The following is a 25386-nucleotide window of genomic DNA, read 5'->3' as shown; positions in this document are numbered from 1 at the left end:
GCCGGCCAGCGGCCGCTTTTTCCATCCAACCCCGCAGGATGGCGGTTTTTGCGCTAAATTTCCCGCCACATTCACCATACATGAAAAAAATCAATCACTCCGTTTGCCGCTGGACGTACGACTTCTTACCCCTCGACCAGTTGTGCCTTACCGTGAAACAATTAGGGTTCAGCGCCATTGACCTCGTAGGCCCGCAGGACTGGCCCACCCTGAAAGCGCATGGGGTCTATTCCTCCATGTGCAACGGCGCCGAGATCAGCCTGACCGAAGGCTGGAACGACCCCCAATACCACCCGGAACTGATAAAACGTTATGCCGAACACATTGAGCTGGTGGCGCAGGCAGGCTATAAAAACCTGATCTGCTTCAGCGGCAACCGCAGGGGCATGGACGATGAAACCGGCCTGCGGAATTGCGCCGAAGGCCTAAAGCAAATTCTTTCCCTGGCCGAAAAAAGAGACGTCACCCTGGTCATCGAACTGCTGAACAGCAAGATCGACCACCCCGACTACATGTGCAACCATACGGCCTGGGGTGTGGAATTGTGCAAACGCCTCGGTTCGGAAAACTTCAAACTGCTCTACGACATTTACCATATGCAGATCGACGAAGGCGACGTAATCCGCACCATCGGCGAGCACCATGCCTACATCGGGCATTACCACACCGCCGGCAACCCGGGCCGCCACGAGATCGACGACCAGCAGGAGCTCAACTACCCCGCCATCATGCGCACCATCCGCGACACGGGCTTCGACGGCTACGTGGCCCAGGAGTTCATTCCCGTAAAAGCCGACAAGATCGCCTCCCTGGAAGAAGCCATCCGCATCTGCGACGTTTAATCCCCCCTCTTCAAAGAAAAAATAAGAAAGCCCAGGCGAATGCAGTTGCATTCGCCTGTTTTGCTGATGGGCTGTAGCCCCGCTTCTTTTTCTGGTACGGAATTTTGGTTGCTATCGGACAAGGCTGCTTCTTTTCCACAAAGTGGAGGATATAGGCTTGAAAAAACAGAAAGCTCATGAAAAAGACAACCGTAATAAGAGGAGAAATGGCTGGGGCCAGCGCCCTCAACACCATTACCCAGAACGTGAAAATGGCCAATACCGAACCGCTCAGCCTGGCGGCGCTGGGTTCCCGCCTGGCTACCAAGGTATTTCATGGCATCAGAAATAACACCATCACCAACCGCACATTTGCCTGGACCATTGCGGGCGACGTGCTGGGTACGGTGCTGTACCAGACCCTGGTGGGCGGCGCCCGCAGCGGCCTGTGGTGGCGGGGATCGCTGGTGGGGCTGGTGACCGGCCTGGGCGCCGAGTTGCTGCCGCGCCGCCTGGGAAAAAGCGTGGAAGAAAGCAACCGCACCCTGACCTCCAAGATCCTGACCATCGGCTGGTACCTGGCCGGCACCATGGTGGCTTCGACCATTGCCCAAAAGGTATTGGGGAAAGGAAAGCTCAGCAGGCTGCACGTCCCCCTGGATCGGGAAGCCGAAACCATGATCGAAGCAAACAACAGTTAAGCGGGCTTCACACCTAACAACCTTAAATAGTCATTATGAAAGCAGCATCAGCATTCGCGGGCGGGCTGGCAGGCGCCGGCGCCCTCACCCTCGTTCATGAATCGGTGAAACGACTGACCCCCAAGGCCCCCCGCATGGACCTCCTGGGCATGAACGCCCTGGAAAAGACGCTGAAAAGCATTAACGGCAAGAGTCCCCACGGCAGAAACCTGTTTTTACTGGCCCTGGCGGGCGACCTGCTGGGCAACGCCCTGTACTACAGCCTCGCCGGCGCCGGCAAGCAGAAAGGCGTATGGTGGCGCGGCACTGCCCTGGGCATCGCCGCCGGACTGGGCGCCGTGCTGCTGCCCAAACCCCTGGGACTGAAACAGGGCCCCGCCAACCGTACCCCAGCTACCACCGCCATGACCGTGGGCCTGTACCTGCTGGGCGGGATCGCCGCTTCCGCCGTCGCCCGCCTGATCCAGAAAAGAAGGGCGGAGGACGAATCGGAAAACCGCATCCTCGGCTTCTACGAAATCGGCTATTAGCGGCAACCGGCAAAAAGAGGAATTGGGGATCAGGAATTGGGACGGCCGCTCATTCATCCACCTTATAATCAGCTTTCATCTTGGTGATCATTCCTTGCGGCAGTTTCCAGTTGCGCAGCTTCCAGCCAGGCGATGTAGATAGCATGGCCCGATATGCCAATAATTTCAACATCTGGCTCAACCTGCGCAACTCCTTCCCCTATCCCTACTCCCCCGCCGATGCCGCCGCCTTTATCGGGGTTTGCCGGCACCAGCAGCCGCCCTCGAATTTGTGCATCGACCTCAATGGCGAATGCGTGGGCGTGGTGGGCTTTATCCCCCAGCCCGACGTGTACCGCAAAACCGCCGACCTGGGCTACTGGCTGGGCGAGCCCTTCTGGGGAAAAGGCATCATGACCACCGCGGTGAAAAAGACCACCGAATACATCTTCGAACAGTTCGACATCATCCGCATCTTCGCCGGCGTTTTCAGCTGGAACCCCGCCTCCATGAACGTGCTGAAAAAAGCAGGCTTCACCGAAGAATGCGTTTTCCGGAAATCCATCTTCAAAAACGGCCATATCCTCAACGAGCACCGCTTCTGTTTACTAAGGGATAAAGAGTGAAATAGCAATAAAGAGTTTTATCGCTTCGTTTTTTCTTCGAACAATTGTTCATACTGGGGGCTTTCGGTTTTTTTCCATTTGTCCCAAAAGGTGAAATACAGCCCGTAATTGTACTTGAACTGTTTGTGGTGCAGCGAATGGTGGGTGGCACCGATGAGCCATCTTCCCAGGAAGTGGCGGTGAAAGCCCTTGGGATAAATTTCGATATCGAGGTGGTTAATTACCGAGCTGAAGGTCATAATGGTCAGTTGCGCCAGCAATACATACAGGTGCACCGGCAGCACCAGCAGCAGCAAGGGCAGGTACACGGCCTGCAGCAGCCCCTCCAGCGGATGAAAGGAAAAGGCCGTCCAGGGCGAGGTGATGTGGCTGTCGTGGTGCACTTTGTGTACCCGGCGAAACACCCTCGGATGGTGCATCCAGCGGTGCAGCCAGTAGTAGAACGTTTCGTGGAGCAGCAGGGAGACCACCAGGCTGACCGGCAGCCACCAGAGTGGGTAATCGTCCGCCTGCAGGTATACCTTCGTGTATCCTTTTTGCCACAACAGCAGTGTCAGGGCGCCGGCCACGGCAAACAGCAAAGCGGTCAGCGTGCTCCAGCCCACTTCCTTTCGAAACTGCCCCTCCTTATACCCCTTCCGCCCAATCTTCCGCTGCTGCCAGCGCTGCGGGAACCAGAGGTAAAAAATACCATGAAACAAACCCGCAATCAGCAAATATCGGCCAATGACCACCGCGAAAAACACGGCAACGGTCAACAAAAACCAGAGGGGAGAGGAAATATCAGGAAGGATCATGTTACTTATTTAGTTCACGAGTTTACAAGTTCAAAAGTTCACGGGTTCGTTTGATCGAATAAAACCAAAAAACATACCCATCAACGGGAAGCCCGAACGCGTGAACTTGTGAACTGGTAAACTTATTTCTCCGGCAGCCGCACCTCAAACGTTTTTCCTTTGGCCACCGTCAGCGTGCGGCCGCGGAGCCAGGGGTTCATCTGGCGCAGCATTTTGTAGGAGGTGCCCTGGCTGAGGGCGAATTGCACCAGGTTGCCGATGGAACTGTCGACGATCAGGCTGCGGTAGGGCACGGCGGCGTATTTTTCTTTATCCTCCAGCTTATAGCCATAAGCTTCGGCATTTGACAGCAATTGCTTGAATGCCAGGATACGGAAAATATAGCGGTTGGTTTCTTCGGGCAGCTGCAGGTCGTAGTAGTTGGAGGTTTGCTGGGCGGTTGCCTGTCCGTTATAGCCGCCCATGCCGCAGTTGTAGGAAGCGGCGGCAGCCGTCCAGGAGCCGAACTTTTGGTAGGCCTTTTTAAAATAGAGGCAGGCGGCATCGGTAGCCCGCTCCAGGTGGTAGCGTTCGTCCACCTCGCTGTTGACCGTCAGCCGGTACTCGGGGGCGGTGGCATCCAGGAATTGCCAGAAGCTGACGGCGCCGGAGCGCGACAGGGCCGTCGCCAGCAGGTTGCTTTCCGCCACGCACAGGTATTTGAAATCGTCCGGCACCCCGTTGGCTTTCAGCCGCTCGGAGATGGCAGGGAAATACCGGTTCGACAGCTTGAGTAAAAATAAAATGTTGGCCTGGCCGTAATAGTTGTACATCAGCTCGCGGTCCATGCGCTCGCGCACATCCCAGCGGTCCAGCGGCACGGCTTCGCCGGCAAACGACAGGTTTTCGGGCATAGGCGGTGCCTGCCATTGGTGGGACGGGAGTGCCTGTTTCTCTTCGTTCTTAAATGCCAGTTGCCCGGCTAATAAAATGATAAGGATGACACCGGCAAAAAAGGGTACCAGGCGATCAATATATAGTTTCATAAATGGAGGTTTAGGGTGATGAACCAGGCCAAGCACTACAAGTTATTCAATCGGCGGCCAAAAGTTTCAAAAATTTTCCTAAGGAAGAAGGCTCAAAAAAGGTGCCCTGAGGCACCTAGAAAAAGGTGGGTCCCTTCCGAATTAACGGAAGTGCCCGCTTTTGATTCTGTTAGGGAAACTTGCAGCAGAAAGATCGCGGCAGGCTGCCGGGAAATTTTAACAAAAAAGCGGACGTACGTCCGCTTCTGCTTTAAGCAATTTCGATGGTCCGGGGAGGCTTCTGCCGGGCATGGTCCCTTTTCGGGATCAGCAGCTGCAGCAGGCCGTTTTCGTAGCGGGCAGTGATCCGCTCCGCGTCCACTACCTCTACCGGCAACTGGAAGACACGCTGGAAGGACTGGTAGCTGAATTCGCGACGGGAATAGCGTTCCCCCTCTTTCTGTTCGTGCTGGTCTTCCTTTTCACTGCGGATGGTCAGCATGTTGTTGTTCAGCTCAATTTTAAAGTCTTCCTTTTTCATGCCGGGGGCCGCCACTTCCACTTCGAAGTTATCGGCTGTTTCCTTCAGGTTCACGGCCGGGATGGTCGTGTTGGTAGCGGAATGGTTTTCCTGGCCCCAGTTCCAGAGATCCTTTGCCCAGAAATCGTTCATGAAAGAAGGAAGAGCGGGATAGTTGCTGTTTCGTTTTACGATTGCCATAAACACCTCCTGATTTGAATGTTTTAAAATGGTTTTTAGAACATGGAAACAAGTCAGATGTTTCGTTCGCCCTCCTAAAATCAACATCGGTGCCACCCGCTCTCTCCTGAAATCTTTGCAGCATTTTCTGCCGGTTTGACAAACATCAGGGCGTGCCTTCTGTAAAATTATCATTGTCATCGCTGCCGAGACTGTAGGCATTGTTTTCCTCATCCTCCTCCCCTATGTTTTCCATGCGGTCGTCATCTTCTGTCTGGGGCACGTCCAGGTCGCCGCCGGTACGTTCGTCGCCGAAGCCGCGTTCGTTGAGGGCCTCACCCTGGAAGTCCACGTTGTCCATGCCGGCATCGCGCAGCTGGTGCTCATCGCGGGTGGGCAGGAACTCGTCATCTTCCAGCGCCTTCCTTTCGCTGGCACCCACATCGCCTTCGGTGCCCATCACGTATTCCACTTCCCCTTCGTCGCGCTCGTCCCCAAACACGCGGTCGCCCTCCTCATCCTCCGAGGAGATGGTGGTATCGGCCATCTCGCCCATGGTGCGGCCGCGGACAAATTCCTGTCCGGGTATATCCGACACGTCGGGCAGGTTGATGATGGTTTCCTCGGGCCGCAAACGCTCCTCGTCGCGGGGGGAATCGGGCAGGTCGTTGGGAACCGAGGATTGCTGCTCCGTACGGTTCGTGGTCAGGTCTCTTTCATTTCCCCTGCTGGGATTATTTTCTCTCGCCATGACATCTGTTTTCTTAACCCCTCCGAATACTATGCCGGAGAGAGAAGTTTACGAGTTTACAAGTTTACGAGTTCCATTCGGGCGCAAGCAACTCGTAAACTTGTAAACCCGTAAACTCGTAAACTCAAAGTAGCATGCCTCTGGCGGCAGAAATGCCGCTGGCAATCGCGCCTTCGACGGTGCCGGTTTCGGGGCCGTCGTAGAGGGCTTCGCCGGCAAAATAGAGGGTGGCGGCCAGGGGTTCTTCCAGCACCTGGCGGGCCGTGGCGGTTTGGAGGGTGGCATAGGAATAGGCGCCCCGGGAAAAGGGGTCGGCGCCCCAGTTGTGGATGCGCCAGGCCGTGATGTAGCTGCGGACGGCTTCCTTGTTCAGCGACAGGATCGCCGCCAGCGATTCGAGGCTTTTGTCGAAAAGGGCCTCTTCGGTTTCGGCTATTAGCTCATCCGCTTTGGGACCGGCCAGCCAGCCGGTCAGCACGGCCGCCTTCCGGGGCAGTTGCGTCCACCAGGTGGGCACCAGGGCTTCGGAAAAAATAAAGCCCGCATCGTTCAGGGGGTGCGGCACGTCCTGCTCCCAGAAGTTATGGGTGCACTGCAGGACCACTTTGATCACCGGGCCGTAGCCCATCTGCCGGGCCGCTTCCCGCTTCTGCGGAAGATCGGGGGAAAAGGACAACACACCCGGGCCGCCTTCGGCCTGCCAAAGGCCCAGGGGGACGGTCACCAGTAGTTGGGGTGCGGTGAACCGTGGGCCGGAAAGCGTGACGGCTTCGGCCTTACCGCTGCTCCAGGCTACCTGCTGTACGGGGCTGGAGAGCAGGATCCGCCCCCCGGCGGCGGTCAGTTCATTTGCCAGGCACTCCATCAACCGGCCGTAGCCGGCCGCCAGGCGGTACTGGTGCTCCTCGTCGTCCTGCTCCCACTCCCGGCGCAGGGCAAAGGCGCTGGCCCTGCGGGCATCGGCGGCATCGTAGCCCTGGACGAAGCGCAGGACCGACTGGCGCAGCTCGCTGTGCCGGTCGCCGGGAAAGGATTGCTCCAGGAAGGCGGCAATGGGCATATCCGCCTGCAATTGGCGCAGGCGTTCCAGCAGCAGGTCCCAGTCCGGGATGAAGTCGCCCTCTTTCCGGGGTGCGCCATTTTTGATGTGCCACATTTTTCCTTCCACCGATGCATATTCCAGGTGGTACTTTTGGAGCAGCTCCAGCGTCAGGGGCAGGCGCCCGTGGACAAATTCGGCCCCGGCTTCCACCGGCAATTGGAAGCGGGGATCGCTGATGGTATGGATCCTTCCGCCCAGGCGGTCGCGGGCTTCCAGCACCAGCACCCGCCGGCCCGCCTTCGACAATTCCACCGCAGCTGCCAGCCCGGCAGCCCCCGCCCCGATCACGATTACGTCATATTCTTCCATATCAATAAGGTAAACTAAATCCTAACGGAAACAAACCCTGAACCGAACTCGTAAACGCAAAAATCCGAAAGCGCGTAAACGTTCGTTTTGGCCCAGGATTGGTGGAAAAATGAGGGAGTTATCCTTAAAAATTTTTATCCATGAGTACTTACCATTTCAAAACGAATATCAATTGCCTGGGATGCGTGACCCAGATAAAACCCCAGCTGGATCAACTGGAAAAGGACCACACCATTGAGCACTGGCATGTGAACATGAACGACCCGGATCATACACTGGAAATTGAAACCAACCGGCTCAGCGCCGAAGAGGTGCGGCATATGGTGCGGGAAGCCGGGTTTGAAGCGGAATTTTCCCGTTCGCCCCACCCGTGAAGAAAGGCGCAGAAAGAGGCAATAGGCAAGAATGGGTAGTGTACCCCGGGGAGGTTGGAGTATACGGAGAAAAACTCATTTACGCATCACTCATTACTTATGGCGAGCAGCTTGATGCTTTTTGTATGGGGAGAAGGAAGGTGTAAGGAAAGGAACAGGGGAAGGAAATAAGCAATGTCTTGCAACCGGAGGCAATGAACGCACTGTTTCGGTTGGAAAAAATGCCGCTAACGGCAATCTGTTAAAGATCCCTTGCAGAAAAGCTATTGGAACGGAGTTCCGGACAACCCGGGGTAATAAAGCATTTAATACAGTCTTTCAATATCGTCGATCGTCTTTACCAGTTCGTCTCCTGCATATATTTTAATTACATTGTATTGTTCCATGTCATCCAGCTCTTCGGCATACATGATCTCCGTCACATAGGCCTCATCATAGATCTTGTTGGAAACAATCTCCAGCACCAATACGCCCGGGATGTCCATGGGCGACTGCCGCTTGATGAAATAAGGCTGTACCAGATCGCTGCTCATGAGCACGTCCCCGATCACATACAAGGTGCCGGCCTTGGACCCGGGGCACAACAGGTCGATCCACGCCTCCCAAAGGTCAATGTTCTGTTCCTTAGGTTTTGCAATCATACAAATAGAGTTTGAGCACTAAATTACAAGGTGACCGGCAGGATGAAAACAGGGTTTCTACTAAAAATAACGCGTACTTCTACTATATTTTGTTTAACGTAATTTACATACTTTCTCGGCTGAATTAAACAAGTAACACAAAAAACCCATCCTTAAAAGTCTGTCCTTGAATACGTTGCTTTTTGAAAGCCGTTGACCCTCAAGCCTGCCGAAGACCAACCCAACGGCAGATAAGACCTAAAAATGAGGCCAAAGCCGCGTTCCGGTAAAAATTACGCACCGGATCGCGTAGTTTCCTGCCACCACCGGCCCTTTTAGGGCATAAAAAGAGCCCCGGAGAATGGGGCTCTTTTTATTTTGAAGCCGTGCAACCGGGCAAAAAATCCCCGCTTCCGCACTGTTGTGGTCCAGAATTGTTGCCGGTTCTTTAGGGCATCAGGCGTAGGCGCTTACCGGCTCGCAGGTGCATTGCAGGTTGCGGTCGCCATACGTGTTGTTCACTCTTGCTACCGACGGCCAGAACTTGTTGAGCCGTATGTACTCCAGCGGGAAGGCGGCAATTTCACGGCTGTACGGCCTGCTCCAGTCGTCGCTGCAAACCATCAGCTGGGTATGGGGCGCATTTTTCAACGGGTTGTCCTTTTTGTCCAGCTCTCCTTCCTCGATCAGGGCGATCTCGCGGCGGATGCTCAGCATCGCGTTGCAGAAGCGGTCCAGCTCCTCCATATCCTCGCTTTCCGTGGGCTCGATCATGATGGTGCCCGGAACCGGGAAGCTCAGCGTAGGTGCGTGGAAGCCATAGTCCATCAGGCGCTTGGCCACATCCTCCGCTTCGATGTCGGCGCTCTTCTTGAACGGCCGCAGGTCGACGATGAACTCGTGGGCGCATTCGCCGTTGTGGTTGGTGTACAAAATGTCGAAATGGTCCTTCAGGCGGCTGCGCATGTAATTGGCGTTCAGGATGGCGTACTCGGTTGCTTTCCGCACCCCTTCGCCGCCCAGCATGCGGATGTACGCATAGCTGATGAGCAGGATCGAGGCCGAGCCGTAAGGAGCCGCCGACACCGCATTGGCCGCATCGTGGTCGTGTACGGCCTGCATCTGGCCGGCATTACCGTTTTTCAGCGCTACGTGGCCGGGCAGGTGGGGCGCCAGGTGGCTCTTCACGCAAATGGGGCCCATGCCGGGACCGCCGCCGCCGTGGGGGATGGCAAAGGTCTTGTGCAGGTTCAGGTGGCATACGTCGGCACCGATCAGGCCCGGGGCGGTCAGACCCACCTGGGCGTTCATGTTGGCGCCGTCCATATACACCTGGCCGCCGTGCTGGTGCACGACCTGGGTAATCTCCTTCACCGTTTCCTCGTACACCCCGTAGGTGCTGGGATACGTGATCATGATGCCGGCCAGGCTAGCAGCGTGCTGCTGCGCTTTTTGTTTAAGGTCGGCCACATCGATATAGCCGTTTTCCAGGGCTTTCACCACCACCACCTTCATCCCGGCCATGACGGCCGAAGCGGGGTTAGTGCCATGGGCCGAGATGGGGATCAGCATCACGTCGCGGTGGGCCTCGCCGTTCGCTTCGTGGAAGTTGCGGATGGCCATCAGGCCGGCGTATTCGCCCTGGGCGCCGCTGTTGGGCTGCAGGCTGCAGGCATCGAAGGCAGTGATCTCACACAAATATTTGCTCAGCTCGTCCACCATAAACAGGTATCCCTGCGCCTGCTCTTTGGGGGCGAAGGGATGGATCTTGCTCCAGTGGGCCCAGCTCAGGGGAATCATTTCGGAGGCGGCATTCAGCTTCATGGTACAGCTTCCCAGTGCAATCATGCTGTAGTTCAGGGAAAGGTCCCGCTTTTCCAGCATGCTGATGTAGCGCATCATCTTGGTTTCGCTGTGGTGGCTGTTGAAGACCGGGTGCTGCAGGAAGGGCGACGTCCGGGTAAGCGAAGAAGGAATGTGCTGCAGCGAGGAATCGTGCTCGATCTTGAAGGCTACGGGGTCCACGTCGTTGCCAAAGCTGTTGATGATGTCGAACAGGTCGGAGGCCAGGGTGGTTTCGTTGAGCGAAATGCCGATATGCTGGTTGTCGTAGTAGCGGAAGTTCAGGCGCTGGCGCTCGGCCTTGCTGCGGAACAGGTCGATATCGTACACCTTCACCACCACCGTGTCGAAGAAGTTGCGGCTGAGCAGCTCAAAGCCCAGGCTTTCGAGGGCTTCGGCCAGCGTCTGGGTGAACATGGCCACCCGCTTGGCGATCTTGATGAGGCCATCGGGACCGTGGAACACGGCATACATGGCGGCCATATTGGCCAGGAGCGCCTGGGCCGTACAAATATTGGAAGTGGCTTTTTCGCGTTTGATGTGCTGTTCGCGGGTTTGCAGGGCCATGCGGAGGGCACGGTTGCCCTGGGCGTCCACGCTGATGCCGATGATGCGGCCGGGCATGCTGCGTTTGAACTCGTCCTTGGTGGCAAAGAAAGCGGCGTGGGGGCCGCCATAGCCCAGCGGTACACCAAAGCGCTGCGACGAGCCGAAGGCCACGTCGGCGCCCAGCTCGCCCGGGGGCGTCAGCAGGGTCAGCGCCAGCAGGTCGGTGGCCATAGCCACGTAGGCGCCGGCGGCATGAACCTGGGAAATAAAGTTGCGGTAGTCCTCGATGGATCCTTTATCGTTGGGGTATTGCACCAGGGCGCCGAAATAGGTTTCGTCCAGCTCCGTCCGCTGGTAGTCGCCAAACACCACTTCGATGCCTACGGGCACGGCGCGGGTCAGCACCACGTCGCGGGTCTGGGGAAAGGTTTCGTTGTCTACGAAAAATTTGGGACGGGTAACGGAACCGGTCCGGTTCAGCAGGTTGAAGAACAGGGTCATGGCTTCGGCGGCGGCAGTGCCTTCGTCCAGCAGCGAAGCGTTGGCGATGGGCAGGGCGGTGAGGTCGCTGACCATGGTCTGGAAGTTCAGCAGGCTTTCCAGGCGGCCCTGTGCGATCTCGGCCTGGTAAGGGGTATACTGGGTGTACCAGCCCGGGTTTTCAAAAATGTTGCGGAGAATCACCGGCGGGGTGATGGTATCGTAGTACCCCTGCCCGATGTAGTTGCTAAAAACCTTGTTGCGCAGGGACACATCTTTAATATGACGCAGGTATTCGTTTTCACTCATGGCCGGGGGCAGGTTCAGCGAGTGGTCCATGCGGATCTCAGCAGGTACGGTCTTATCAATGAGCTCGTCCATGCTTGCGACACCCACCACTTTCAGCATTTTCTCCAGTTGCTCCTCGTCGGGGCCAATATGCCGGCGCTCGAATTCCGTTGCCTGATGTTCAAATAGGTTCATATATTTTACTCCTGTTAATTTTCAAAGCGGCAAAGTTACGCCGCGAACTGTTCATAAAAACACAAGATCGCGAGATCACAAGTTCACGGGTTCACGAGTTTGCTTTTATGCGGCAGTGGCCCTTTCCAGGAGAAAATTTTATGGTTCAGTTCGTCACACCCAATATCCCAATTAACCCATTCCCTTAATCAAAGTATACTTTCACCGTTTGGTAGAACAGGCGGTTCTGGATCATGGAGGCTACCTGGGGATTTTTGCCCGTAAAGTCCTTCAGGCCGAAGAGGCCGGCGGCATTGCCCTTGTTGATGGCGATCTCCATGTAGCCGGCGCTGTTGAAGAGCACCAGCTTCTCGCCCTGGGGCACGTCGGCATAGGAACCGCTGATGCGGTCGATGATTTCGTCGCGTTTGAACACGATCTTGAAGCGGCGGCCTTTGCGCTGCTGCTCAAACTGCTCCTGGGTGATGTTGACGATCACGTTTTCGAAGTTGTCGATAAAGATGATCTGGCCTTCGATCCAGTTCTCGCCCAGCAGCGGCCGCAGGGGATTCTTTTCGATAAAGGAAGCGTCGGGGATGCCGATCTTTTCGAGGCGCTCGCCGTTGGCCAGCTGGGTAATGGCCCGGGCGGCCACATCGGTGAGGTGCAGGGTATTTTTGACGGCGGTCTTCTCCAGCGGCACCCCGATCACCATTTCGGGTTTTTCTTCCAGGATCATGCTCAGCAGCCCGTTATCGGCGCAGATGATGTACTGGTCGCGGTGGAAGGCCACCAGCAGCTGGTCGGGCTTGTTCTCGAACAGGTTGACCAGGATCACGTGGTAGGTGAATTCGGGAAAGTTCTTGATGGCGCTGCGGCACAGGTATGCGGCCTGCGGGTAGTTGAAGGGCGACAGGCTGTGGGTAATGTCGATGACCTGGAAATCCGGATTCATGCGCAGCATCCGGCCCTTAATGGCGCCAACAAGGTAATCCTGGTGACCAATATCAGAGGTAAGCGTGACCAAGGGCATAGAGAGAGAAATGTAGAATGTAAAATGTAGAATGCAAAATGTAAAATGATAAAGGCGAAATGCAGAATATTAAATGTAAAAGGATCATGACTGGAGGCGCCGGGCCTTCTATCCTTATTTTACATTTTATATTTTACATTTTATATTTTACATTTTACTTTATAAGTTTTCCGTTCTTAAAAAAGAATTTGTGCACCAGCCTGTCGGCCAGGGCGGGAAAGAATTTGTTCAGGAAAACGGTCTGCTTGCCTTTGAAGGTAAGCACTTCGGACCGCTTCTTTTTTTCGATCGCGCCCAGGATATGTCCGGCACATTCATCGGCGGTCATCATCCGGCCTTCGTCCATCACGCTGCCGGATTTGGGCCGGGCGTCCTTGTCGAGGGCCACGTTGCGGATGTTGGTGGCCACGAAGCCCGGGCAGATCCACATGACATGCACACCGGAGTCGAGCAATTCGGTGCGCAGGGCTTCCAGCCATCCCTGCAGCGCAAATTTCGAGGCCGAATAAGCGCTGCGGCCCGGCAGACCGCGGCAACCGGCGATGGAAGAAATACCGGCGACCACGCCCCTGCGCTGCAGCAGGCTGGGAAGGGCCAGCCGGGTGCAGTACACGCTGCCGTAAAAATTCACGTCCATGATCTGCTGCAGCACGTCCACGGAGGAGTCCTGCACCAGGGAGCGCATGGTGATGCCGGCGTTGTTGATCAGCACATCGATGCCGCCAAAACCTTCCACTGTCGATTCCACAAAATGGCGGCAGTCGTTTTCGTTGCTCACATCGGCCACCATGGTATGCAGCGGGTACGAGGCGTATTGCGCCTGCAGCTGGTACAGCCTGTCGTGATCACGGGCACAGGTAGCCACCTTTGCGCCGCGACCTAACAGCTGGTCCACCAGGGCCTTGCCGATTCCCTCACTGCCACCGGTAACTGCCACTACCTTATCTTTAAAAAAATCAGACATGATCGGTAATTAGGGCGCAAACCTAATTGAAATTGGAGATTACATAAAATACAATGTGTCGGCCGGGGAAAAAAGGGAGGCCCTGAAAAAAAATGAAAAAAATTTTTGGCAGGAATAAATCGCTCCCTATATTTGCACCCCCAACGACAAAACAACGGGACTGATCCTGTAGCTCAGTTGGTAGAGCAATACACTTTTAATGTATGGGCCCTGGGTTCGAGTCCCAGCGGGATCACAACAAAAGCCTCGTAAGTTCCTACTTACGAGGCTTTTTTGTTTGCGGTCGCCTCCCTCCTCCCTTTTCCGCTTCTCCCCGGGATTTTTAAAAAAAAGCTCATCAAATCTTTTGATAAGAGTTTACAATTAGTTAATATTGAGGGAACGAACGGATAAAACTACCTGCTTATTTCCCTTAGTTCTTCGTTCCCCCTATCCGCCCCGTGTAACCTCACCTACACCCGACCTCAGTCAAACACCCCTTGTCCGGCATCCGTGCCCGGAACCTAGTTGATCACCCCAAACCCAACCTGATGACTGAAGCCACCTCTGCCAACAGCCCCCTTTTTTGCGTTACCGCCAACAGGGTAACGGTAAAGGGCAAATTCCTTTTCCGCAACAACGAGAAGTTTTACCTCAAAGGCGTCACTTACGGCACCTTTCAACCCCAGGAAAACGGCACCCAGTTTCCCCCGCCCGCCGTGGTGGAAAAAGATTTCGCCCTTATGGCCCAGCAAGGCCTGAACTGCGTCCGCACGTATACCGTTCCGCCCCTCTACCTGCTGAACACGGCGCAGAAACACCAGCTGCAGGTGATGATAGGCCTGCCCTGGGAACAGCACATTACCTTCCTGGACGAGCCCGGGCGGGCAAAAGATATTCTCAAACGGGTACGGGAAGCCGTGCTTTCCTGCCGCCAGCACCCCGCCATCCTTTGCTTTTCCGTGGGCAATGAAATCCCGGCCCCGATCGTGCGCTGGCACGGCAAAAAGCGCACGGAAGGCTTTATCCGGCAGCTGTACCAGACGGTAAAGGCAGCCGATCCGCATACCCTGGTCACTTATGTGAACTACCCCACCACCGAATACCTCGACCTGGGCTTCCTGGACTTCGACTGCTACAACGTGTACCTGGAAACCCCCGAAAAGCTGGGCACCTACCTGGCCCGTCTCCACCACCTGGCCGGCGACCGGCCGCTGGTGCTGGCCGAAATAGGGCTGGACAGCCGCCGCAACGGCGAACAACAGCAGGCCCAAACCCTGAAATGGCAGATCGAAACCGTCTTTTCCCGCGGCTGCGCCGGCCTGTTCGTCTTTGCCTGGACCGACGAATGGTGGCGGGGCGGCCACGACATCCACGACTGGGACTTCGGCCTGGTGGACCGCTTCCGGGTAGCCAAGCCGGCCCTGCAGGCCGTGCGGGAAACCATGAAGGCCGTTCCCTTTTCCTCCTCCCGTCCCCTCCCCTTCATTTCCGTGGTGGTCTGTTCCTATAATGGCTCCGCCACCATAAAGGATACCCTCGACGGGCTGTACCGGCTCGATTATGCCCATTACGAAGTGATCGTGGTCAACGACGGCTCCACCGACAACCTCGAAGCCATTGTCCGCCACTACCCCGTCCAGCTCATTTCTACGCCCAACCGCGGCCTGAGCAATGCCCGCAATACCGGCTGGCAGAAGGCCCGCGGCGAGATCGTGGCCTTTATCGACGACGACGCCTACCCCGACCCCCACTGGCTCCGGTACCTGGCTTATGCCTTTATGCATAGCGGGCACCAGGCCGTCGGCGGACCCAATATCGCCCCGGAGGGCGACGGCGCCGTGGCCACCTGCGTGGCCAACGCCCCGGGCGGCCCCGTGCAGGTGCTGCTCAACGATGAAATTGCCGAACACATCCCCGGCTGCAACATGGCCTTCCGCCGGTCGGTGCTGGAAGCCATCGGCGGCTTCGACCCGGTATACCGGGCGGCCGGCGACGACGTGGATGTGTGCTGGCGAGTGCAGCAGGCGGGCCACACCATCGGCTTTCACCCCTCGGCCGTGGTCTGGCACCACCGCCGCAATTCCCTCAAAGCCTACTGGCGGCAGCAAAAAGGCTACGGCAAGGCGGAAGCCCTGCTGGAGGCCAAGTGGCCCGAAAAATACAACGGCCTCGGACACCTGAGCTGGGCCGGCCGCATCTACGGCAACGGCCTGACGGTGCCCCTGAAGCTGAAAAAGGAGAAAATATTTTACGGCAGCGGCGGATCGGCCCTGTTCCAGTCGGTTTACCAGCCGGCAACGGGCCTGCTCAGCGCCCTGCCCCTGATGCCCGAGTGGTACCTGGGCACCCTGCTGGTGGGCCTCGGGGCCTCCCTGGGCGTTTTATGGGCGCCCCTGCTGTGGCTGTGGCTGCCCTTTGGGGCGTCCCTGGCCGTGCTGGTAACGCAGGCCGCCGCCAGCGCCGCCCGGCGCACCTCCCTGCCCGCCCTGCCGGAAGGCGAAAAATGGAAGTACCACCTGCTGATCACCCTGCTGCACCTGGTACAACCCGTCGCCCGCCTGTACGGCCGCCTCCACCACGGGCTCACCCCTTGGCGGCAGCGGGGCGCCGGCTACCGCTTCCGCTTCCTGTTTTCCTTCCGCCCCGGCGTCGCTGCCCATTGGTCGGAGCAGTGGAAGGAAGCCGAAACCTGGCTGGGCGATATCGAAAAACGGCTGGTCCGCCTCCGTACCCGGGTGCGCAAAGGCAGCGACTTCGATTGCTGGGACCTGCAGGTCCGCAGCGGGCTGTTTGCCCAAACGCGGCTCCTGCTGGCCATTGAAGAGCACGGCAGCGGCAAGCAGTACCTGAAAGTAAAAGTCGCCCCCCGGCCTTCCGGGGCCGTCGCCTTCATCTGCACCAGCCTGGTGGTCCTGACTGCCTGGGCAGCGGCGGAAGCGGCCTGGACGGCGACGGTCTTTTTCGCCGGCATCGCCCTGCTGCTGGCGGTGGAATACCTGCGCAGCTCGGCCCGCCTGGCGGCCGGCATCCGGCAGGTCATCGGCGAACTGAACATGGAGGGCCGGCCCGCCCGCACCCTGCTGATCCACCAGCAACCGGCCGATGCCGAAGAACAAAACCTGCCGGCAGCCGAACCGATGGAGTGGAAAGCCGCCCCGGCGCTTTCAGGCCCCCACCCGCTCGACCCTTCGCTGAAACAGGCCCGAAACTAACCGGAACGAACAACCAGGCAGAAGCACGAATGACCACCCAGCGGCACGGGGGACCAACCGCCTCCGTGTCTGCCGTGGTCGCAGGGTCCGTACCGTTCCCTTCAACCAGGCGATATGAAAAAACTAAGAATCATTGTAAGCGGGTTTATCGGGTTGTACCCCACCGGGGGCGTCACCTGGGACTATATCCAATACCCCCTGGGCCTGCACCTGATGGGGCATGATGTGTATTATCTGGAAGACACGCAGCAATATGCCCGCTACCAGTCGGCCGGCAGGGCCTGGGACGACGCCTCGGACAGCATCGAGTATTTAAAAAAGACGATGGAGGAGTTCGGCCTGACGGACCGGTGGGCCTACCGGGATATCGGCAGCGGGCGGTGTTATGGAATGTCGCTGGAGCAGCTCAAAGAAATCTGCCGCACCGCCGATGTTTTTATCAATGTCTCCGCCGCTACCGTTTTACGGGAAGAGTACCTGCACATTCCCACAAGGGCGCTGATCGATTCCGACCCGATGTTTACCCAGGTCGAATACCGCAACGAACACGCGGCCGGGCCGGGAACGGAACCCGCCCCGAAGGCCTCCCTGCTGGAGTGGTATACCCACCATTTTTCCTTTGGTGAACACATGCACCGGGAGGGCTGCCTTATCCCCACCCTGGGCGTTCACTGGAAGCCCACCCGGCAACCCATCTGCCTGGGCTACTGGGCCAATGAACACCCGATGCCGAATCACCGGTTCACCTCGGTGATGAACTGGTCGGTACGATCCCCGCTGCAGTACAACGGGCAGCAATGGGGACAAAAAGACGTAGAATTTGAAAAGGTGCAACCCCTGCCCCAACATTTTCCCGCGGAAAATTTTCACCTGTTGCTAACCGGAGTTTCGAAGGAACAGCAGGCGGAATTGAACCGCTGGGGCTGGACCCTTTCCGACCCGCTGAAAGTGCTTACCTCCCCCCAGGCCTATAAAAGCTTCATCACCCATTCCACCGCGGAATTTTCGGTAGCCAAAGAAACGTATGTCAAAGCCAACAGCGGCTGGTTTTCCTGCCGTTCGGCCTGCTACCTGGCGGCCGGCAGGCCCGTAATCACGCAGGAAACCCAATGGTCCAGGTATATTCCATCGGGCAGGGGCTTGTTCGCCTTTACCGACCTGCCCTCCGCCGTCGGGGCAATCGCAGAAGTGGCGGCCGCCCCCCGAAAGCATTCGGACTTTGCCCGGGAAATCGCCCGGGATTACTTTGACAGCAGCAAAGTGCTCAACGACCTGTTGAACCGGTTGTAGACTATCGGTGCCTTAGCCCGTGCCCGACCAAAAGAAACAAACACATGAATTATTCCACCGCCTTCCTCCTCAAACGAATCCTGTTACAGGCGCGCCCCTACCGGCTGCACCTTACGGGGATCTTTTTACTGAACCTGCTGGCCACTCCCATCGCCCTGCTGAAGCCCTTGGCCCTCAAGATCCTTATTGACAGCGCCTTTGGCCACCATCCCCTGCCCGGCTTTATTGCCTTCCTCCTGCCTTCCGGCTTCGAAGGTTCGTTCCGCAATACGGTGCTGCTGTCCGCGGCCCTGGTCATCCTCATCGCCCTGGTGCAAAACCTGTACGGGCTGGCGGTATGGCTGCTGAGTTCCTATACCGGCGAACGGATGGTCTTGCGGCTGCGCACACAGCTGTTCAACCATACCCAGCGGCTGTCCCTTGCCTACCACGACCATAAAGGGACCTCCGACTCGTTATACCGGATTCAATATGACGCCACCGCCCTGCGGACCTTTTTGATCAGCAATTTTTCCGCCCTGGTTTCCGCCTGTATCACCCTGCTGGCCATGGTCCTGGTCCTGTTTTATATCAACCCCCGGTTTGCCCTCATCGCCCTGTGCGTGGCCCCCCCGCTGGTGGGGCTGATGCGCCTGTCCACCGCCCGCCTGCGGAAGGGCTGGAAGCAGGTAAAGGAAGAGGAAAGCAAGGCCATGTCGGTGGTCAACGAAGTCCTGGGCGCCTTACGCCTCGTCAAAGCCTTCGGCCAGGAAAGCGGCGAAGCCGAGCGGTTCAGCCACCAGGCACAAGCCGCCGTAAATGGCCAGGTGCGCCTGGCCTGGCTGGGCGCCACCTTTGATTTCTGCGTGGGCCTGGTATTCGCCATCGGCACGGCCCTGTTCATGTATTTCGGGGCCACCTACGTGCAAAGCGGGGCGATGACCCTGGGCGAGCTGACCCTGGTGATCGCCTACCTGGCACAGATCTATGCCCCCCTGGAAAAGATCAGCAAGAATGTCAATGACATCCAATCCTCCCTGACCAGCCTGGACCGCATTTTCTTCCTGCTGGACAAGGAAAGGGAAGTAAAAGAAGCCCCCAACTCCACGGCCCTGGCCCGGACCGCGGGCGGCATCCTGTTCGACCAGGTTGCCTTCAGCTATGAAAACGCACGGCCCATCCTGAAAAACGTTTCCTTTCGCATCCAGCCCGGCGACCGGGTGGGCATCATGGGTTCCACCGGGGCGGGAAAATCTACCCTGATCAACCTGCTGTGCCGGTTTTATGATGTCTCTTCGGGAGGAATCTACGTGGACAACCGCGATATCCGGGACTATAAGCTGGAAGATTACCGCAATCAGTTTGCGATGGTTCTGCAGGAGCCGGTACTTTTTTCCCATTCCATCGCGGAAAATATTGCTTACGGCCGTCCCGGGGCCAGCAAAAAGGAAATCATTGAAGCCGCCAAACTGGCCAACGCCCACGACTTCATCTCCCAAAGCCGGCAGGGTTACGACACCCTGGTGGGACAGCGGGGCATGCAATTGTCGGGCGGTGAGCGCCAGCGGATCTCCATCGCCCGGGCGTTTATAAAGGATGCGCCCATCCTGATCCTGGACGAACCTACCAGCTCGCTGGATATCCGCACCGAAAACCAGATCATGGAAGCCATGGAGCGGCTGATGCAGGGACGAACCACCTTTTTGATCACCCACCGCCTCGATACCCTGGCTACCTGTAACGTAATTCTCCACCTGGAGGGCGGCAGGCTGGTGGACCTGATCACCAACAAAAACCTGGCAGTCTTCGAACGAAAAAAGAAAGAATTCGCGGAAGGAGGAATCCGTTAATTAAAAAAAACGTACAAATGACAAAAAAGCAACATCCGTTAAAAGTGCTGATCGCCGGCTGGTTCAGCTTTGAAAATATGGGCACGACAGCCGGCGACCTCATCGCCCGCGACCTGGTGTGCCGCTGGCTGCAGGAAGCGCAGATCGGCTACGACGTGGCCATGACACCACAGTTCAGCTTTCCCGGCAGCCTGCTGTGGCAGGAAGCCGACCCGGACCGCTACACCGACGTGCTCTTCGTTTGCGGCCCCTTCGGCAACGGCTGGCCCCTGACCGATTTTCTCGCCCGCTTTTCCGGCGCCCGCATCACCGGGCTGAACCTGTCGCTGCTGCAGTCCCTGGACGAGTGGAACCCCTTCACCCTGCTGTACGAACGCGACAGCTCCGCCGCCGCCCACCCCGATATCACCTTTTACGCCCCGCCGCCCCGGGTGCCCGTGGCCGGCCTCATCCTGGTGCACCCGCAAAAGGAATACGGCAAGCGGGCCCTGCACGAACAGGCCAACACGGCCATCGACCGGCTGACCCGCCGCCACGAAATGAGCATCGTGCCCATCGATACCGCCCTGGAACAGAATGCCGGCGGCCTGCGCACACCCGGCGAAGTGGAGGCCCTCATCGCCCGCATGGACGTAGTGCTGACCACCCGCCTGCACGGCACCGTGCTGGCCCTGAAAAACGGCGTGCCGGTGGTGCCCATAGACCCGATTGCCGGCGGCGCCAAAATTGCCCGGCAGGTGCACACCCTCGAATGGCCCCTGCTGTTCGTCGCCGGCCAACTGGACGATGCGCTCCTAGACAATGCCTATGCGTACTGCCTGACGGAGGAAGCCCGGGCGCTGGCCCGCTCCTGTGCCCTCCGCGCCCGCCACCGTGTGGAAGCTGTACGGAACCACCTGGTCACCGACCTGTTGCACCTCCGGCAAAATCCGGTCGCTATATGAACGCCAGCGGGACATTGGAAATGCTCCCGAACACCCTGGAGCAACGCCGACGCCTGCAACTGGTGTAAACCAGGCGTATGCCCCGGGTAAAAAAGGATCCAGGGAAAGAGCCGGCTCTTTCCCTGGATCCTTTTTTTACAACCGCCCGATCTACGCAAAAACACCTGCCGCCCTTTACAATTCCACTTAGTTTTTCCGGGTTGATCTCCTTAGCGCAACTAAAAATTTTGATTAGCACTCCAAAAAAAGCTGAGCATATCGGTTTTGTTTAAGCGATTACATATATTTTTCCATTTATATATTCCCATTATTCCCGAAACTCATGAAAAGGAACCATAACCCTGCAGTTTCCCCGGCCCGGGCCTTTCCGTCCGTTTGCTCGCCACCGGTGGCGTTCAGCCGAACCTGAAGCTGCACCACGCCCTCCCCTTGACCTATCCCAAAGGTATCCGCCTTTGCCTTTTACCATGAAGACATTCATCCAAAACATCTCCATCCGCAACAAGCTGCTGCTGATCTCACTGATCCCGCTGGCCGGGCTTTTTTATTTCTTCGCCGAAGGCATTACCCTTCAGCAAAAGGCCAAGAACCGCCTGGAACGCGTATACGAAGAAGTGCGGTTGGCGGAGGAGCTCTCCAATGCCATCCACCAGATGCAGCAGGAACGGGGTTATGCCACCGGCTACCTGACCACCGGCGACCTGGCGGAAAAGAACGGCCTGTTTTTCCAGCGCGGGGAAACCGACAAAGCCCTGAACGTCCTGAACCGGCGGGCTGCTTCCGGCAACAGCTCGCGCGCCCTCAAGAACTCTTTGAACCGGCTGGGCCAGCTGCGGGGCCGCGTCGATACCCGCAACCTGCCGCCCGACAGCCTGCGCGCCCAGTTTGCCGCTATCATCCTGCCCCAGATCGACGAAATGAGCAAAACGGCATTTTATTCCTTCGACCCGGAAGTGAAGAACCTGCTGCTGAACCACATGTTCCTGCTGTACAGCAAAGAGTACTTCGGCCAGCTGCGGTCTACGCTCAAGCAGGCCCTCCTTTCCGGCGCCTTTAAGGGCAACAGTTATGGCGAGTTTGCCGCCCTGAAAGGAAAGCTGGACCTGAACCTCGAAAAGTTCCAGGGAAACCTCCGGGGTGAGCAGGCCCGTTTTGTCCGTGAAAAGCTGGCGTCGCCGGCCGTGCGCGCTACCCTGGCCATCGTGGATTCGGCCTTCAGGGATCCCAACCTTTCCCGCTACGGCTTTTCCCCCGAAATCTACTGGGCCAACGGCCTTTCGTTCCTCAATATTCTTAAGGAAGTGGAAGACCACTCCATCCACCTTATCCGCCACACCGCCGAAACCAAGCTGGCCGCCCTCCGCACCTCTATCCGCAACGGCATTGCCGTTGCCTGCATCGTGCTGCTGCTGATCATTTACCTCCTGTTCCTGACCATCCGCGCCATCACCCGGTCGATCGGACAGATCAAGGAAGCCGCCGACCGCTTTACCCGCGGCGAGGTGGACCTGGACCTATCGGTTACCGGCCGCGACGAGATCGGCCGGCTGGCCGGCTCGTTCCGCCAGCTGATCCAGGTAAGTAAACAGTACGCCCAGGCGGCCGACACCATCGGGCGGGGCGACTACAGCGCCGAGGTGCCGGTGCGCAGCGGGGCCGACCAGCTGGGCCTGTCGCTGAACAACATGAAAAACAACCTGCTGCAGCTGTCGCAGGAAAACGAGCGGCGCACCTGGCTGCTGAGCGGCCACCGGGCCCTCAACGACAAGCTGCGGGGGGAAAAAGACACCCGCCTTCTGGCCGACGACGTCATCACCCAGCTGACGACTTACTTTAACGCCCAGGTAGGCGCCCTGTACGGGACCGAAAACGGCCACCTGGAGCTGCTGGGCGCTTATGCGCTGGACCGGCCGCCCGGTGCGGCTCCCGCCTTCCTGCCGGGAGAGGGATTGGTAGGCCAGGCGGCCCTGCAACAACAGCCCCTGCTGGTAGACAACCTGCCCGCCGGCTACCTGGAGATCCGGTCGGGCCTCGGCAGCACCGCCCCCACCCACCTGCTGCTCTGCCCCTTCTTTTTCGAGGACCAACTGAAGGGCGTGGTGGAGATCGCCGCCGTCCAGCCTTTTTCCTCCCTGCACCTGCAGTTTTTGGAAACGGCAGCCGAAAATCTCGGCATCGCCTTTCATGCCGCCCAAAGCCGCCAGCAACTGAAAGAGCTGCTGGAAGAAACCCAGCGCCAGACCGAAGAGCTGGAAAGCCAGCAGGAGGAACTGCGCCAGATCAACGAGGAGCTGCAGGAAAAAACCGACCTGCTGGAAACCTCCGAAGCCCGCCTGAGAACCCAGCAGGAGGAGCTGCAGCAAACCAACGAGGAACTGCAGGAAAAAGCGGTGCTGCTGGAAACGCAGAAAGAAAGCCTGCAGGCCGCCAACACGGAAATCGAGATCAAGGCTTCCAAACTGGAGGAAACGGGCCGCTACAAGTCGGAATTCCTGGCCAATATGTCGCACGAGCTGCGCACCCCCCTCAACAGCATCCTGATCCTGTCGCAACTGCTGGCCGACAACCGGGGCATGGCGCTGGGGCCCAAAGAGATCCAGTATGCCCGCAACATCAACAGCTCGGGCAACGAGCTGCTGACCCTCATCAACGAAATTCTCGACCTGGCCCGGGTGGAATCGGGCCGGTTGGACCTGCACCTGGAAGAATTGTCCCTGGCCCAGCTGGAAGCCGAGCTCCACAACCTGTTTGACGAAGTAGCCCGGAACAAAGGCATCGGGTTCTCCATCCGGCTGGACGCCCCCGCCGCCCCGCTGGTCAGCGATGCCCAGCGGCTGGGACAGATCCTGCGCAACTTGCTGGCCAATGCCTTTAAATTTACCGACAAGGGCGGCCAGGTAGGGCTCCACATCAGCGCGGCCCCAGCGGGCACACCCTTTAAAGCCCGGCGCCTCCGGGAGGCCGGTGCCGTGCTGCAGCTGGCCGTGACCGACACGGGCATCGGCATCCCCGAAGACAAGCTGGAGGTCGTTTTCGAAGCCTTCCAGCAAGCCGACGGCTCTACCCGGCGCAAGTACGGCGGCACCGGCCTGGGGCTGTCCATTAGCCGCGAGCTGGCCGCCGCCCTGGGCGGCGAGCTGCAGGTGCAGAGCCAGGAGGGAAAAGGCAGCACCTTTACGCTCTACCTGCCCCTGGCCGCCGCCCCCAACCCTGCCTCTCCTCCCCTGCCCGCCCCCGCACTGCCGGATGATCGCCAGGCCATCGGCAACCAGGACAAGGTGGTGCTGCTCATCGAGGACGAAGCCGAAACGGCCCTTCGCCTGCTCGGCCTTGCCCGCGAGCGGGGCTACAAGGGCATTGTCAGCCCTGCAGCCGGGGGCATCGCCCTGGCGCGCCAGTACCAGCCCGACGTGCTGCTGCTCGGGCGGAACCTGGGCGGCCTGCCCGCCGCCGACCTGCTCCAGCAGCTCCGCGAGGATCCCAAGCTCCGGACCATACCGGTGCAGGCGCTGCCCCCCGCGGGGCCGGACCTGGGGCTGTTCGATTTGTTGGCAAAGCCTCTTTCAAAAGCCGACCTGAAGGCCTCCCTCCGGCATATCGAGGGCGCCACCCGCCGAAAGCTGAAAAAGTTGCTGGTGGTGGAAGACAACGAGCAGCAGAACACCGCCATCCGGGAGCTGATCGGCGACCCGCAGGTGCAGGCCGTCGGGGCCTTTTCCGGCGAGGAAGCCTTCCGGCTGTTGCAGCAGGACGCTTTCGACTGCGTGATCATCGACCTCGGCCTGCCCCAAATGACCGGGCTGGAGCTGCTGGAAAAGCTGAAGGCGGAGGAGTCCCTGCGCGGGCTCCCCGTGATCGTATACACCGGCAAGGACCTCAGCCGGGAGGAATCGAACCGCCTGGGCCGACTGGCCTCCTCGGTGGTGCTGAAAACCGCCGATTCGCAGGAGCGCCTGCTCGACGAGGCCACCCTGTTCCTGCACCGGGTGGAGCAGGACCCCAGCAAGCAGCCTGCCCCTCCCAAACCCGTCCGCAGCAGCGAGGTGCTCAAAAACCGGAAGGTGCTGGTGGTAGACGACGACATGCGCAACATCTACGCCCTTACCAATGTGCTGGAGCAGGAAGGCGTCCGGTGCTACTCGGCCGAAAACGGAGGGGCCGCCCTGGAACTGCTGCAGCAGCAGGACCGGATCGACCTCATCCTCATGGACGTGATGATGCCGGGCATGGACGGCTACGAGGCCACCCGGGAGATCCGCAAATTAGAGGGCTATGCCCGCACGCCCATCATCGCCCTTACGGCCAAAGCCATGAAGGGCGACCGGGAAAAATGCCTGCAGGCCGGCATGTCGGACTACATCACCAAACCCGTCAACATAGAGCAATTGTTGTCGCTGATGAAAATCTGGCTGAACCGCCAGGAGGGGAATTAGTTCATTGGTTCATTAGGAATTGGGAAGTACAAGGCCGTCTAAAGGAAATACG

The 25386-nt window shown here is 58.2% G+C and carries 19 protein-coding genes and 1 tRNA gene; 11 read left to right on the top strand and 9 right to left on the bottom strand.

Translation table 11 applies throughout. The features are described 5' to 3' along the window. Nucleotides 1-80 precede the first annotated feature (80 nt). The 4 genes from V9K67_RS16255 to V9K67_RS16240 all read left to right on the top strand — a co-directional run bounded on the left by V9K67_RS16255 (nt 81) and on the right by V9K67_RS16240 (nt 2657). Nucleotides 81-842 (top strand): hydroxypyruvate isomerase family protein, encoded by a 762-nt coding sequence (locus tag V9K67_RS16255; RefSeq protein WP_336724160.1) that lies wholly within the window; start codon nt 81-83, stop codon nt 840-842. Nucleotides 843-1018: 176 nt separating this feature from the next. After that, complete coding sequence (locus tag V9K67_RS16250) at nt 1019-1522, top strand: hypothetical protein (RefSeq protein ID WP_336724158.1); 504 nt, start codon at nt 1019-1021, stop codon at nt 1520-1522. A gap of 35 nt (nt 1523-1557) precedes the next feature. Next, nucleotides 1558-2052, top strand: a complete 495-nt coding sequence (locus V9K67_RS16245; RefSeq protein ID WP_336724156.1) for a hypothetical protein — start codon at nt 1558-1560, stop codon at nt 2050-2052. An 83-nt stretch (nt 2053-2135) separates the two neighbouring features. Further along, nucleotides 2136-2657 (top strand): GNAT family N-acetyltransferase, encoded by a 522-nt coding sequence (locus tag V9K67_RS16240; RefSeq protein WP_336724343.1) that lies wholly within the window; start codon nt 2136-2138, stop codon nt 2655-2657. A 17-nt stretch (nt 2658-2674) separates the two neighbouring features. Here the strand turns inward: V9K67_RS16240 and V9K67_RS16235 are convergent, their stop codons facing one another. From V9K67_RS16235 to V9K67_RS16215, 5 genes are all read right to left on the bottom strand, one after another. Beyond that, nucleotides 2675-3454, bottom strand: coding sequence for a sterol desaturase family protein (locus V9K67_RS16235; RefSeq protein WP_336724154.1), 780 nt, complete (start codon nt 3452-3454; stop codon nt 2675-2677). A gap of 122 nt (nt 3455-3576) precedes the next feature. Next, a complete protein-coding gene (locus V9K67_RS16230) occupies nt 3577-4479 on the bottom strand; it encodes a lytic transglycosylase domain-containing protein (protein WP_336724153.1) in 903 nt (300 codons plus the stop codon). Between the two features lie 250 nt (nt 4480-4729). After that, the gene (locus V9K67_RS16225; protein WP_336724151.1) at nt 4730-5179 is read right to left on the bottom strand and encodes an Hsp20/alpha crystallin family protein; all 450 of its coding nucleotides are present in this window, start codon (nt 5177-5179) and stop codon (nt 4730-4732) included. A gap of 145 nt (nt 5180-5324) precedes the next feature. Next, nucleotides 5325-5909 (bottom strand): hypothetical protein, encoded by a 585-nt coding sequence (locus tag V9K67_RS16220; RefSeq protein WP_336724149.1) that lies wholly within the window; start codon nt 5907-5909, stop codon nt 5325-5327. A gap of 124 nt (nt 5910-6033) precedes the next feature. Further along, nucleotides 6034-7320, bottom strand: a complete 1287-nt coding sequence (locus tag V9K67_RS16215) for a flavin monoamine oxidase family protein (RefSeq protein WP_336724147.1) — start codon at nt 7318-7320, stop codon at nt 6034-6036. Between the two features lie 140 nt (nt 7321-7460). Between V9K67_RS16215 and V9K67_RS16210 the strand changes: the two genes are divergently transcribed. Beyond that, complete coding sequence (locus tag V9K67_RS16210; protein ID WP_336724146.1) at nt 7461-7694, top strand: heavy-metal-associated domain-containing protein; 234 nt, start codon at nt 7461-7463, stop codon at nt 7692-7694. 305 nt (nt 7695-7999) lie between these two features. Here V9K67_RS16210 and V9K67_RS16205 read toward each other — a convergent pair whose 3' ends face one another. The 4 genes from V9K67_RS16205 to V9K67_RS16190 all read right to left on the bottom strand — a co-directional run bounded on the left by V9K67_RS16205 (nt 8000) and on the right by V9K67_RS16190 (nt 13644). Next, a complete protein-coding gene (locus V9K67_RS16205; RefSeq protein WP_336724144.1) occupies nt 8000-8335 on the bottom strand; it encodes a hypothetical protein in 336 nt (111 codons plus the stop codon). A gap of 435 nt (nt 8336-8770) precedes the next feature. Then, nucleotides 8771-11668 (bottom strand): aminomethyl-transferring glycine dehydrogenase, encoded by a 2898-nt coding sequence (gene gcvP, locus V9K67_RS16200; RefSeq protein ID WP_336724143.1) that lies wholly within the window; start codon nt 11666-11668, stop codon nt 8771-8773. A 184-nt stretch (nt 11669-11852) separates the two neighbouring features. Further along, nucleotides 11853-12680 carry an SAM hydrolase/SAM-dependent halogenase family protein gene (locus V9K67_RS16195; protein ID WP_336724141.1) on the bottom strand — a complete coding sequence of 276 codons (828 nt, stop codon included), beginning with the start codon at nt 12678-12680 and terminating at the stop codon, nt 11853-11855. Between the two features lie 154 nt (nt 12681-12834). Beyond that, entirely contained in the window at nt 12835-13644 is an 810-nt protein-coding gene (locus V9K67_RS16190; RefSeq protein ID WP_336724140.1) for an SDR family oxidoreductase, read from the bottom strand. A 162-nt stretch (nt 13645-13806) separates the two neighbouring features. Between V9K67_RS16190 and V9K67_RS16185 the strand changes: the two genes are divergently transcribed. From V9K67_RS16185 to V9K67_RS16160, 6 genes are all read left to right on the top strand, one after another. Next, nucleotides 13807-13879: transfer RNA gene (locus tag V9K67_RS16185), tRNA-Lys, on the top strand. A gap of 295 nt (nt 13880-14174) precedes the next feature. Next, nucleotides 14175-16838 carry a glycosyltransferase gene (locus V9K67_RS16180; RefSeq protein WP_336724138.1) on the top strand — a complete coding sequence of 888 codons (2664 nt, stop codon included), beginning with the start codon at nt 14175-14177 and terminating at the stop codon, nt 16836-16838. 114 nt (nt 16839-16952) lie between these two features. Further along, entirely contained in the window at nt 16953-18128 is a 1176-nt protein-coding gene (locus V9K67_RS16175) for a hypothetical protein (protein ID WP_336724137.1), read from the top strand. A gap of 44 nt (nt 18129-18172) precedes the next feature. Beyond that, nucleotides 18173-19957, top strand: coding sequence for an ABC transporter ATP-binding protein (locus tag V9K67_RS16170; RefSeq protein WP_336724135.1), 1785 nt, complete (start codon nt 18173-18175; stop codon nt 19955-19957). Between the two features lie 17 nt (nt 19958-19974). Then, nucleotides 19975-20901: a polysaccharide pyruvyl transferase family protein gene (locus V9K67_RS16165; protein WP_336724133.1), complete on the top strand. Its 927-nt coding sequence runs from the start codon at nt 19975-19977 to the stop codon at nt 20899-20901. Nucleotides 20902-21368: 467 nt separating this feature from the next. After that, nucleotides 21369-25334 carry a response regulator gene (locus V9K67_RS16160; protein ID WP_336724132.1) on the top strand — a complete coding sequence of 1322 codons (3966 nt, stop codon included), beginning with the start codon at nt 21369-21371 and terminating at the stop codon, nt 25332-25334. The last annotated feature ends 52 nt before the right edge of the window (nt 25335-25386 follow it).

Source organism: Huijunlia imazamoxiresistens (assembly GCF_037132455.1).
GTDB classification, from domain to species: Bacteria; Bacteroidota; Bacteroidia; order Chitinophagales; family Chitinophagaceae; genus Flavisolibacter; species Flavisolibacter imazamoxiresistens.
This window is presented reverse-complemented; position numbering and strand designations above follow the sequence as displayed.